The organism is Bradyrhizobium hipponense, assembly GCF_008123965.1.
In the GTDB taxonomy this organism is placed as follows: domain Bacteria; phylum Pseudomonadota; class Alphaproteobacteria; order Rhizobiales; family Xanthobacteraceae; genus Bradyrhizobium; species Bradyrhizobium hipponense.
Genome location: NZ_VSTH01000033.1, coordinates 1 through 11,126, shown reverse-complemented (window position 1 = coordinate 11,126; position 11,126 = coordinate 1). Strand labels below are relative to the sequence as shown.

The 11,126-nt window shown below is 63.8% G+C and carries 11 protein-coding genes; 7 read left to right on the top strand and 4 right to left on the bottom strand.

Annotation, left to right across the window (positions count from 1 at the left end; genetic code table 11):
- Positions 1-195: 195 nt before the first annotated feature.
- From FXV83_RS11035 to FXV83_RS11025, 3 genes are all read right to left on the bottom strand, one after another.
- A complete protein-coding gene (locus tag FXV83_RS11035; RefSeq protein ID WP_148739202.1) occupies positions 196-2,157 on the bottom strand; it encodes a carbohydrate porin in 1,962 nt (653 codons plus the stop codon).
- A gap of 399 nt (positions 2,158-2,556) precedes the next feature.
- Positions 2,557-2,817, bottom strand: coding sequence for a hypothetical protein (locus FXV83_RS11030; RefSeq protein WP_187435821.1), 261 nt, complete (start codon positions 2,815-2,817; stop codon positions 2,557-2,559).
- Between the two features lie 139 nt (positions 2,818-2,956).
- On the bottom strand, positions 2,957-3,763 hold the full coding sequence (locus tag FXV83_RS11025; RefSeq protein WP_148739200.1) for a creatininase family protein: 807 nt from the start codon (positions 3,761-3,763) through the stop codon (positions 2,957-2,959).
- 164 nt (positions 3,764-3,927) lie between these two features.
- Between FXV83_RS11025 and FXV83_RS11020 the strand changes: the two genes are divergently transcribed.
- The 5 genes from FXV83_RS11020 (at position 3,928) to FXV83_RS11000 (ending at position 8,444) form a co-directional block, all read left to right on the top strand.
- Entirely contained in the window at positions 3,928-4,950 is a 1,023-nt protein-coding gene (locus FXV83_RS11020; protein ID WP_148739199.1) for an ABC transporter substrate-binding protein, read from the top strand.
- A 182-nt stretch (positions 4,951-5,132) separates the two neighbouring features.
- Positions 5,133-5,948 carry an ABC transporter ATP-binding protein gene (locus tag FXV83_RS11015; RefSeq protein WP_148739198.1) on the top strand — a complete coding sequence of 272 codons (816 nt, stop codon included), beginning with the start codon at positions 5,133-5,135 and terminating at the stop codon, positions 5,946-5,948.
- Positions 5,945-6,763, top strand: coding sequence for an ABC transporter permease (locus FXV83_RS11010; protein WP_148739197.1), 819 nt, complete (start codon positions 5,945-5,947; stop codon positions 6,761-6,763). The genes FXV83_RS11015 and FXV83_RS11010 overlap by 4 nt, the downstream gene beginning before the upstream one ends.
- On the top strand, positions 6,763-7,752 hold the full coding sequence (locus FXV83_RS11005) for a 2-hydroxyacid dehydrogenase (protein ID WP_148739196.1): 990 nt from the start codon (positions 6,763-6,765) through the stop codon (positions 7,750-7,752). The genes FXV83_RS11010 and FXV83_RS11005 overlap by 1 nt, the downstream gene beginning before the upstream one ends.
- Positions 7,752-8,444 carry an AprI/Inh family metalloprotease inhibitor gene (locus tag FXV83_RS11000; RefSeq protein ID WP_148739195.1) on the top strand — a complete coding sequence of 231 codons (693 nt, stop codon included), beginning with the start codon at positions 7,752-7,754 and terminating at the stop codon, positions 8,442-8,444. Before FXV83_RS11005 ends, FXV83_RS11000 begins: the two co-directional genes overlap by 1 nt.
- Positions 8,445-8,587: 143 nt before the next feature.
- Here the strand turns inward: FXV83_RS11000 and FXV83_RS10995 are convergent, their stop codons facing one another.
- Positions 8,588-9,991: a peptidoglycan-binding protein gene (locus FXV83_RS10995; RefSeq protein WP_148739194.1), complete on the bottom strand. Its 1,404-nt coding sequence runs from the start codon at positions 9,989-9,991 to the stop codon at positions 8,588-8,590.
- Positions 9,992-10,233: 242 nt separating this feature from the next.
- Between FXV83_RS10995 and FXV83_RS10990 the strand changes: the two genes are divergently transcribed.
- Both FXV83_RS10990 and FXV83_RS10985 read left to right on the top strand, forming a co-directional pair.
- Positions 10,234-10,608, top strand: coding sequence for a hypothetical protein (locus FXV83_RS10990; protein WP_148739193.1), 375 nt, complete (start codon positions 10,234-10,236; stop codon positions 10,606-10,608).
- A 158-nt stretch (positions 10,609-10,766) separates the two neighbouring features.
- A complete protein-coding gene (locus tag FXV83_RS10985; RefSeq protein WP_148739192.1) occupies positions 10,767-11,084 on the top strand; it encodes a YMGG-like glycine zipper-containing protein in 318 nt (105 codons plus the stop codon).
- Positions 11,085-11,126 lie beyond the last annotated feature (42 nt).

The window sequence follows — 11,126 nt, the reverse complement described above, 5'->3', positions numbered from 1 at the left end:
GCGGGAGAGGCGGAGCAAGCCCGCGGATAATCCTCGTGAAATCCCTATACGATTGCCCTGCCCACTGGGGAGGCTATCGCATTTGAAGAGCGGTCGTCTCGAAGGACGAGGCGCGCATTCTGCCGTCAAGAAGCCATATGCTGCCCGCCAGGAGGTGAATGCCGACGGCCGATAGAGTCCGCGCTTGCGCCGCGATCAGAACTCGCCGTGCAGCCGTCCCGAGATCACCGACACTGGTCCGCGATCGGCGTTGTAGGCGGGATTGACGATGAGCTGGTAGTCGGCGGTGAGGGTGAAGCTCTTGTTCAGCGCGTAGGCGTAATAGGTTTCGAGGATGCGCTCCTTGCGGTAGTTGAGCGCTCCGTCGCCGACGAGCACGCCGAGGCCGCCGGCGGCCAGGAAGTCGCGATAATCTTGCGAGATGGCGTTGACGGCACCGCCGATGCCGATCACGTCGTCGGGGCGGCCCCATTTGGTGCCCTTGATCGAAAGGCCGCCGGACAGGCTGCGGTTGATATCGGTGAAGGCAATCGTTTCGGATTTGCCGTCGTTCCAGCTCCAGCGGCCGAACAATCCGACATCGTCGGTGATGGCCTGTTCAAGATTGACGACATAGCCGACCTTGATGCGGCCGCGCCGCGTCTGCGCGATGTCGAGATTGAGCGCGGGATTGTCCAGCGTCTCGCGGAAGCTGCCCATATTAGCGCTGTCGACCCAGCCCATGGTCCTTAGCTTGCCGGGTTGGCCGAGCAGCGAGAAGCGCGTCTCGAGCTCGATCACATACTGGCCGCGCTCCGGCACCTTGGTGTCGAAATGATTTGAGTTGGACTCCGCGACCATCAGGAAATAGCCGCCGCGCAGCGCCCATTGCTTCTGGTTGAGCTCGGCGGTGACGCCGTAGGTGAGGCCGACCTTGTCGGCGGAATAGTCGAAGGCACCCGGCGCCCATATCGACCAATTCATGAAATCCTTGCGGGCGTCCTTGGCGTAGGCGTTGCCATCGAACACGTCGACCACTGCGAACTTGCCAGCCTGCACGGTGAGGCGGGAAACATCGACTTTCTGCCCAAGCTGCAGCTGGCTGCTCGCAAGCTCCTCCTGCTCGCCGCCGAAGCCAAACGTCTGGCGCAGGAACAGACGTGAGGTGTTGTAGTGCGGGTAGGGGAAGTTCGATTTCTGCGCTTCGCCACTCGGGAAGCCGGCTGCGCCCACCGTATCGTCCAGTCCAAATCCCTGCAGCAGCTCCGGATTGTAATAGACCTCGCCGCCGTCCCACAGCCGCGCGTTCAGGAACAGGCTGTTGCTCCAGGTCGCCTTGGCCTGCGCCGAGGGCGACAGGGAGTTCGCGCCGCTGTAGCGCGCGGGGAACGACGGATAGCCTTGCAGCAGATAAGTGCTCTGGCCGTGAATCTCCCAGCGATCGGATTCCGTGTCGGTCAGCGCGCTTGTCGGATTGTAGCTCGGCATGCCCGGCCAATCGACCTTGCGGTTAAGCCCGAGCCTGACCGACTGGAAATCGAGCGGCGAGGAGGTGTATTGGGCGCCCGAGGAGAAGGCGACATTGGCGCTGTTGAAGCGGCTGTAGAGATATTCGAGCCGCGCGCTCCAATGCGGCGCGAAGCCGTATTCGATGCCGGCGCCCGCGATCCAGCCGGGCCGCGTGTTCAGGATCTTCGGGATTTCGCCGACGGCCGGCGTGTCGAAATAGCGCTCGCCCATCCATGCAAAGCCGCCGGTGGCATAGACCAGCCACGAACCGCTGGTGTAGCCGACGCGTCCGCGCAGGCTCGCGGTGTAGTCCCATTGCTGCGTGACGGTGTTGGCGGGCGTCGCCAGGAAGGAGACGATCGAATTCGAGGTGATGTAGTTAGGAAACGAGAAATCGCCTTCGACGCCGACGAGCCAGCCGGAGTTGAGCCGGTAGTTGTAGCCGGCCTGCACGCCGCCGATCATGCCGCTGAAGACGCCGTTGTCGTTGATCCCCGTGCCGTCGTTCAGGGCGAAGCTGGAGGAGCCGTGGCCATAACCGACATGCGCGCCAACATACAGACCGGTCCAGTCATGGATGGCCTTGAGCGCCGGTGCCTTGAACGGCAGATCGGCTGCGTGGGCGGCGGCGGAAAACCCCAGCAAGCCTGCGGTCGCCGCCGTGCGCAGCAACCAGTGTCGGTGACCTCTCAACGTCAAAACGAACGCCCCCCAAACGCGAATGTGCCCACCCGCCGCGTATCCCTGCCGATTCGCGGCGATCCTGTCACCGGGTACCCGGTTGTTTACGCGATCCGGCGAGATGATCTCGATCCGGCGCGATTTCGTCCCAAGTCCCCGTGTCTGTTGCGAACATTATTGCGATTAATTCGCAATAGCAACTAGCGCAGATTGCCGCAGGAGATGGTTCGCATCGCCCTGTGACGGGACTGCAACAACATCCCGACCCCAAACATGGATGACCCCGCCCGGGGGGACATCCGGGCGGGGTCGGGGGCACGACACGGGGTGGATGAGGCGCCCGTGTCGGACGCGGGATCCACGTGAGATCGGCCTCAGGTACTCAAATCAGTAGCAGCTGCGAACGCGGCCAATGTACTGGCCGAAGGCGTTGTACTGGGCGACCCAGCCGCAGCGGTGATAGCCGTAATAGGGATCGTTGCTGGCGGCGATTGCGGTGCCGACGATGGCGGCGGTGGCAATGCCCGCGCCCACACCCCAACCCAAGCCGAGCGGCTTGGCTTCGGCCTGCGAGGTGGTGGCCACGACACTGCCGGTCAGCGTGAGCGCGGCGAGAGCGACGGCGGCAATCTTGGTCTTGATCGACATTCTAAACTCCATCCGGGTTGAGGCGGTCCGTTGTGGTCCGCGTGCCCAGTTGGACGGAGGCTCCCCGCGTCCGGTTCGAACGCGCTCCAGGCAGCCCCGGAGCCAGGTTCTTTCCTGAGCGATTCCAGGAGGATGCAAGCTAGCCGAGGGGGCCCCTGGCGAGCCTGTTCACGTCGAAGTTATCGACCTCGGCAAGCAGCTCGCAGAAAGCGCGCGCGCCCTGATCGACCAGCTGCTCGCCCTTCTCGGGCAGAGCCAGCGTTGCATTGCCGACCGCGCCGCTGGCGTTCAGATCCTGCGCCTGCCAGGCGAACGGCGCGGGCCGCTGCGTCGATAGCCAGCGATATTGCTGCTCGATCGCGATGCTGCTTGCGGGAAAATCCGCGATCGCATCCATGCGCACCTGATCGGGATAGCGCGCCAGCATGATCGAGGTCTCGACCGCGCCGCCATGAATGCCGTGGCGAACTTCCTCGGCCGGGAACAATTGGTCGGCGCCCGACAGGCGCGACCACGATGTGGTCACGACGAACAGCCTGTGATGTGCACGCAGATCCTGCGCGACCAGCATCATTGCCGCGCTGTTGCCGCCATGGCTGGTGATGATGACGAGCTTTTTCACGCCGCGCCGCGCGACGTCCTCGCCAATGCCGGTCCATCTCTTCAGCGCCACGTCAGTCGGTAGCGTCTGCGTGCCGGGATAGTCGATATGCTCGGTGGAAATCCCGACCGGTTCAACGGGAAGGAAAATCGCCGGGACGATTTCGGGCAGGAGCTCGCGCACGCGCGCGAGATAGGCGTCGGCGATCAGCACGTCGGTCTCGAGCGGCAGATGCGGGCCGTGCTGCTCGGTCGCCGCCAGCGGCAGCACCGCGATCCAGCGCGACGCATCCGCAAGGTCGGCGTCGGTCCAGCGGATCTCGGCCCAGTCGCGGGACGGCGTCATCAAGTTTTCCTTGGAGGTTTCTTTGCCCGAATTTGTCACGTAGTTTGGTTACCTGAGGGGATGGGGCCTAGCCGGCTGCGTCCCCGAACTTCTTGCGGTTTTATCCCGTTGCTTTCACATGAGCCAGAAGCGATTGGGCCAGACGCGATCGACGGAGTGCAATCATGAGCCCCTCTCATCTGCGGCGAGCGTTAACGGCGGGCCTGATGGCCGCCTTCGTCGGGGTTGTCCCGGCGCGCGCCGAGACTCTGGACAAGGTCATGTTCGGCACCAACTGGGTCGCCGAGGCCGAGCATGGCGGATTCTTCCAGGCGGTCGCCGACGGCACCTATCAGCGCTACGGGCTCGACGTCACCATCGTCCCCGGCGGGCCGAATGAGAACAACCGGATGCTGCTGATCGCCGGCAAGATCGATTTCTTCATGGCCGCGAACACGCTGATGTCGTTCGATGCCGTCGCCAACAACGTCCCGGTCGTGACGATCGCCGCGATCTTCCAGAAGGATCCGCAGGTGATGCTGACGCAACCCGACGCGAAGGTTGCGAAGATCGAGGATCTCAAGCCGTTGACGCTGTTCGTCTCCAAGGAGGGCATGACCAGCTATTTCCAGTGGCTCAAGTCCGAATATGGTTTTAGCGAGAAGAACGTTCGTCCGTACAATTTCAATCCGCAGCCCTTCATCGCCAATCCCAAGAGCGCGATGCAGGGCTATGTGACGTCCGAGCCTTTCGCGGTCGAGAAGGCCGCCGGCTTCAAGCCGAACGTGCTGCTGCTTGCCGATTACGGCTTCAACACCTATTCGACCCTGATCGAGACCCGCCGCGAGATTGTGGAGAAGAAGCCGGATCTGGTGCAGCGTTTCGTCGATGCCTCCATGGTCGGCTGGTACAATTACATCTACCGCGATAATTCCGCCGGAAATGCCATGATCAAGAAGCTCAATCCGGAAATGACCGACGATCTGCTCGCCTATTCCGTCGCCAAGATGAAGGAATATGGCATCGTCGATTCCGGCGACAGCCTGAAGAACGGCATCGGCGCGATGAGCGACGAGCGCTATACCTCGTTCTTCGACAAGATGGTGAAGGCCGGTGTCGTCAAGCGCGATCTCGATTTCCGCAAGTCCTATACGCTGCGCTTCGTCAACAAGGGTGTCGGCGTCGAGCTGCGCCCGAGCAAGCCGTAAGCGATGTCGATTTGCGCTAAAAGTGTGGCCGTATCGCCCACCTCTCCCGAAGGGAGAGGTCGCATCGCATCGTCAGATGCGATGCGGGTGAGGGGTTACGCTCTCTCGTGGGACCTGAGCCCGCTTACCCGCGCCTTCGGCGCGACCTTTCCCCGACGGGGAGAGGTGGGCAGCAGCGCTCGATGATAGAGAGCAAAATCTCGCCCGGGGTCGAGGCCAGCCTGACGGCCCTTGCCGCCAGCCTGCGCGGCGTGACCAAGTCCTACGACACCGGCGTCATGGCGCTCGGGCCGCTTGATCTTGCCGTGCGCAAGGGCGAGTTCATCTCGCTGCTGGGCCCGTCCGGTTGCGGCAAGTCGACGGCGCTGCGCATCATCGCAGGGCTCACCGCGCCGTCGTCAGGCACGGTGCGGGTATCGCGCCATGAGGGCGAGGTGCAGCCAGGGCATGGTATCGGCTTCGTGTTCCAGGAGCCGACCCTGATGCCATGGACCAGCGCGCGCGAAAACGTGCGGCTGCCGCTGAAGCTTGCGGGCGTGCCGAAGGCCGAGGCCCGCGCGCGTGCCGACGAGGCGCTGGCCAGCGTTGGCCTGACCGATTTCGCCGATGCCTATCCGCGCGAACTCTCCGGCGGCATGAAGATGCGGGTGTCGCTGGCGCGTGCGCTCGTCACCGATCCCGATATCCTCCTGATGGATGAGCCGTTCGCGGCGCTCGACGAGATTACGCGCTTTCGCCTCAACAACGACCTGCTCGCGCTGTGGCGGCGCCTGGGCAAGACCATCATCTTCGTCACCCATTCGGTGTTCGAATCGGTCTACCTGTCGCAGCGTGTCGTGGTCATGACGGCGCGGCCCGGTCGCATCCAGGCGGACCTCCGGGTCGAGACGGCCGAGCCGCGCGGCGAGGAATTTCGCACCTCGATCGCTTATGCCGACTATTGCCGCAGGGTATCGGCCGCGCTGGCGCCGTCCTATTCGGGGCAGTCGGTGCTATGAGCGGGCAGCCTGTCATCGCCGCCGGGCCATCCGGGGCGCAACGTGCCGTGCGTTTCGTGCTTCCCGTCATGGTGTTCGCGGCCGGTCTCGTCGCCTGGGAACTGGTGGTCCGCGTCAAGGAGATCCCGCCTTACGTGCTTCCGGCGCCCTCGGCGATCTTCCTGACGCTGATCAATGACTGGGCCGTGCTGTCACAATCGCTCGCAGCCACGCTTCTGACCACGCTTGAAGGTTTTGTGGCGGCCAGCATCGGCGGCATCGCCCTGGCGCTGCTGTTCAACCGGTCGAAATGGGTGGAATATTCGCTGTTCCCCTATGCCGTCATTCTCCAGGTCACGCCCGTGATCGCGATCGCGCCGCTGCTGCTGATCTATCTGGAGCAGCAGACTGCGGTCGTCGTCTGCGCCTTCATCGTCGCCTTTTTTCCGGTGCTGTCCAACACCACGCTCGGGCTCAATTCGGTCGATCGCAATCTCGCTGGCCTGTTCCAACTGTACGGTGCCTCGCCACAGCAAGCCCTGCGTTTTCTGAAGCTGCCGGCGGCGCTGCCCTATATTCTCGGCGGCCTGCGGATTGCCGGCGGGCTGTCGCTGATCGGCGCGGTCGTGGCCGAAATCGCGGCGGGCACCGCCGGAGCGGGGTCCGGGCTCGCCTACAGGATCGCCGAATCCGGCTATCGATTGAACATACCCCGCATGTTCGCGGCGCTGCTGCTGTTGTCGCTGGCCGGGATTGTCATCTATGGGCTGCTGGCGCTAGTTTCCCACCTCGTTTTACGGCGCTGGCATGAGAGCGCGCTTGGAAAGGAAAACTGATGACCGCCGGTTCGATTTCGTCCGAAAAGATCGACCTTCTGATTTATGGGCCGGTGCGGCCGATCCTCGACAACGGTTTTTCCGATCATTTCGTCGTGCACAAGGCGGAGACGCGAGGCGATCTCGAGCGGCTGACACCGGCGATCCGCGACAAGATCCGCGGCATGGCGGTGACCTATCACACGGTGCGAGCCGACAAGGATTCGCTGTCGCAATTGCCGAAGCTCGAGATCGTCGCGAGCTTTGGCGTCGGCTACGACCATGTCGATGCCAAATATGCCAGCGAGCATAACATCATCGTCACCAACACGCCCGACGTGCTGACCGAGGAGGTCGCCGACGTCGCCATGGGTCTTCTGCTGGCGACCTTGCGCGAATTCATCAAGGCCGATCGTTACGTGCGCTCCGGCCTCTGGCAGACGCAGAACTATCCCCTCAGCGTCGGCTCGTTGCGCGACCGCAAGGTCGGCATCGTCGGCATGGGCCGGATCGGCCAGGCGATCGCGCGCCGGCTCGATGCGTCGCTGGTGCCGGTGGTCTATCACTCCCGCAATCCGTCCAAGGACGTCTCCTACAAGCACTATCCCGACCTGATCGAGATGGCGAAGGCGGTGGATACGCTGATGGTGATCGTGCCCGGCGGCGCCGCTACCGACAAGATGATCAATGCCGAGGTGCTGAAGGCGCTCGGCCCGCGCGGCGTGTTGGTCAACGTGGCGCGCGGCTCCGTGGTCGACGAGCCGGCGCTGGTGCAGGCGCTCAAATCCGGCACCATCCTCGCCGCCGGCCTCGACGTGTTCGCGGCCGAGCCCAACGTGCCGGACGAGCTAAAGACCATGCAGAACGTCGTGCTGTTGCCGCATATCGGTTCGGCGTCGGTGGTGACGCGCAATGCGATGGATCAGCTCGTCGTCGACAATCTCAAGACCTGGTTTGCCGGCCGGGCACCGTTGACGCCGGTTGCGGAAACGCCGGTGAAGGGGCGCTGATGACCGCTGTTCGGGTCCTCGCGTTGGTGATCGCGGCATGTGTTGCCGCGATTGGTGCTGCGCAGGCGCAGGATACGACGACCCTGAAGAAGCAGATGCCCGGACAATGGGAGCTCTCGACCACCGAGCGCAGCAAGACCTGCGTCGTCACGCTCAAGGCTGATGCCGCAGGTCAGGGCTTCAAGCTGGAGCTGGAGCCGGCCTGCAAGACTGCGCTGCCTTTCACCAAGGACATCGTTGCCTGGAGCGTCAGGGGTCTCGACATCGTTCGCTTGCAGGATGCGACCGGTGAATCCGTGATCGACTTCACCGAGGTCGAGGCCGGCATTTTCGAAGGCCTGCGGCAGGGCGAGGGCGTCTACATCCTGCAGGACCTCGCCGCCGCGCGCTCGATGGCCAAGTCGATGGACCAGATGATCGGCGACTGGTCGATCGTGCGCGGCAACGGCCAGCCGGTCTGCGGGTTGACGCTGACCAACACAGAGGCGGGGCCGGACAATTTCCAGGTGTTCCTCAAGCCGAAATGCGACGCGACCATCGCGCAGTTCAACCCGACGCAATGGCGGCTCGAACGCGGCCAGATCATCCTGATGTCGAAAGCCGGCGAAGCCTGGCAATTCGAGGCCGACGACAACGCGCAATGGCGGCGCATTCCCGATACCGCCGATCCCCTGATCATGCTGCGCCAGTAGCCGCCGCGCACGTGCTCGGCCTGCATCCTTCAAGACGCCCGCTTTGGCGGGCTCCTCACCATGAGGATCTGATATCTCGCCGCGAAACGCGACCTCGTCCTGAGGGCCCGCCGTAGGCGGGCGTCTCGAAGGATGGCGGCAGGTTACGTCGTCATCTTGGGCGGCGGCGCGGTGCCTTGCGCCCATTTCTCCAGCTTGCCGAGCACGCCCCAGGCCGCGAGTGCCAGCGAGATCGGCATCGCGAACTGGCCAAGGCCCGGCACCGCCGACACGATCGTTCCGAACAGCCCGGCAAGTCCGCCTGCGTTGGGGCTCGCCGTCACCGCCGAGAGCAGCGCGGTGATCAGCGAGCCGCCGATCCCGAGCGCCGTCTTCTTGCCGTCAAGGAGCTTGCCGATGGTCTCGCCGAGCGCGCCGTTGACCTGGCCGAGCACGGGCTTGCCGTCCTTGTTGAGGACAGCGCCGAGCAGGTCGACCACCTGTTTCAACTGGTCGACGGGAGCGGCGCTGGCCGGCGTGACCGTCCCAGGCATTGGCGCCCTCTTGTTGATGAGGGAGAGGAGCCGCTCCAGCAAGCCGATCGGATCGTTGGTTGCCGGCAAACTGCCGCCTGATGTCACGCCTCCCGGGGTCGCACCGCCTGGCGTTACGCTTCCGGCGGAGGGTCGCAGCAATTGCGCAAGATCCTCCAGTCGCTTCAGCATCTGGGACAGATCGCCGGTTTGTCCGATGGGGCCCGCCTGCGTGCCGCGCGTGAGGGCGGCCATCGTGGCACCGTCGAGAAGTCCGGTGTCCCTGAGGCCGTTCTGCTGCTGAAACTGCGAGACTGCGGCCTTGGTCTTCGGCCCGCAGATGCCGTCCTCGGCCAGCGGTGGATTGGCGCCGAGCCTGTTGAGCGCCTGCTGCATCAGAGCAACCGTCGGTGCTACATCGTCATCGGGTTCGTCGCGGCCGGCGATCTGCGGGCTGCCGTCCAGATTGATCGAGGAATCGAGCGACATCATCGCGTGCAGGATCACCGCTGTTCCGAGTTGGGAATCGACGTGGTTCGGGTCGAACACATGATCGCGGACGAATTTGCCGGCCCTCGCCTCGGGCGGGCCGTACAGCGTCGAGCCGCCGTAGAGATAGGGCGAGTTGCAGCCCTTGGCGTGATAGCCGAAGCCGTTGAAGCCCTCGAGCCGGAACAGGGTTCGCGCGACGCCCCAGTCTTTCGCGCCGACGTAGTTTTCGATCCTCAGTGCGTCCACCGCGCCATCCACGAACGACGCAAACGGGCCGCGGCCTTTCGGAACGATGCTCGTCATGCGATGCAGCGACTCGCCGTTGCCGAGATAGGTGTCGAAATCGAAGTTGGATTCGCGATAATGGCAGAGCGCGATGAAATGCCAGGGCACGTCGGTCAGCCGCTCGACCTGCTGATAGGTTGCCTTGCCCTTGATAGCCTTGCGGGCCACCGCGTTCGCATCCTCAAGGCGTGCAGGCCGGATTTCGAGATTGGCCCAGTTTCGCTCGTATTCGCTTTTCAGGCTGTCGAAAGACACCATTTCCTGCCTCCCGTAAATTGATGAAATATCGAGTCTTCGTGCAAATCAGGTGTGAGCCATGTGCCGTCATCACGGCGTGACTCCAGCGTGATCTCTTGAATGTGGCAGGGCGCCGGCCCGGCGTATGTGAAATGGCTTACACGCTCGGCGGGAAATCAGCAGAGCTGCTGCAGCCAATGTCCGGGAACCGGCAAGGCCAGCCATCCGTTTAGCTATGGAGGTTGTTTGGCAAGGAGAGCTGCATGGCCAGGCGTGTCCTCGCGATCGGCATAGAGCCCGGCAACGCGGACTACAGCGCATTCCCGCAGATCACGCCGGAGCACGTGCGCGGCTACATCGAGGCGCAGCTGCTGCGCCTGCGCGATCTCGGCTACGAAGTCACGAGCTGCCTGATCGATCTCGACGAGACTGCGGAAGCCGGCGTGACAGCGGCATTGCGCGACGAGAGCTTCGACTGCATCGTGATCGGCGCGGGCCTGCGCGAGCCGAAGGAGCGCCTGCTGCTGTTCGAGAAGGTGCTCAACCTCGTCCATCGGCTGGCACCGAACGCCGCGATCTGCTTCAACACCACGCCGGCCGACACCGCCGAAGCCGTGCAGCGATGGGTCGATCCCTGACTTGGGTGGCGTGTGCGTTGCAGGCGGACTGGGCTGCCCTCGATCAGGGGCTGCGGCGCCATCGCGTGAAGCAGGTCAATCCGCGCCGTCCGCGATTGTTCTGGCCCGAATCCGCGTCCGGCGCTATGACTGACACTGTCATAAGGGAGGCGCTTGGGATGCTTCGGGGTCTTGGACGAGGTCTTGGAATTGCAGCGTGCCTGAGCATCATCATGGCGATGTCGGTTCATGACGCCGTGGCGCAGGATGCCATCGGTGGCGCCATCATCGGCGGCGTCGGTGGGGCCATTGTGGGTGGTGCGCTCGGTGGCGGCCGCGGGGCCGCGATCGGCGCCGTCGTCGGTGCCGGCACAGGTGCCGCGATCGCCTCCGAAGGCGATCGCCGCCGTTCCGGCTATTATGCCTATCAGCAGGGCTGCTACATGCAGCGTCCGGACGGCTATTACGTCCGGGTCAATCCGCGATATTGCTACTGAGCTTCGTAAGAGACTGCCTGCTCTAGCATTACAGTTGCGTTG

Excerpts from the sequence above, each read along its gene's own strand:
- FXV83_RS11010 (WP_148739197.1), top strand. The coding sequence starts at position 5,945 with ATGAGCGGGCAGCCTGTCATCGCCGCCGGGCCATCCGGGGCGCAACGT.
- FXV83_RS11015 (WP_148739198.1), top strand. The coding sequence starts at position 5,133 with ATGATAGAGAGCAAAATCTCGCCCGGGGTCGAGGCCAGCCTGACGGCC.
- FXV83_RS10990 (WP_148739193.1), top strand. The coding sequence starts at position 10,234 with ATGGCCAGGCGTGTCCTCGCGATCGGCATAGAGCCCGGCAACGCGGAC.
- FXV83_RS10985 (WP_148739192.1), top strand. The coding sequence starts at position 10,767 with ATGCTTCGGGGTCTTGGACGAGGTCTTGGAATTGCAGCGTGCCTGAGC.
- FXV83_RS11000 (WP_148739195.1), top strand. The coding sequence starts at position 7,752 with ATGACCGCTGTTCGGGTCCTCGCGTTGGTGATCGCGGCATGTGTTGCC.
- FXV83_RS11005 (WP_148739196.1), top strand. The coding sequence starts at position 6,763 with ATGACCGCCGGTTCGATTTCGTCCGAAAAGATCGACCTTCTGATTTAT.
- FXV83_RS11025 (WP_148739200.1), bottom strand. The coding sequence starts at position 3,763 with ATGACGCCGTCCCGCGACTGGGCCGAGATCCGCTGGACCGACGCCGAC.
- FXV83_RS11020 (WP_148739199.1), top strand. The coding sequence starts at position 3,928 with ATGAGCCCCTCTCATCTGCGGCGAGCGTTAACGGCGGGCCTGATGGCC.
- FXV83_RS10995 (WP_148739194.1), bottom strand. The coding sequence starts at position 9,991 with ATGGTGTCTTTCGACAGCCTGAAAAGCGAATACGAGCGAAACTGGGCC.
- FXV83_RS11030 (WP_187435821.1), bottom strand. The coding sequence starts at position 2,817 with ATGTCGATCAAGACCAAGATTGCCGCCGTCGCTCTCGCCGCGCTCACG.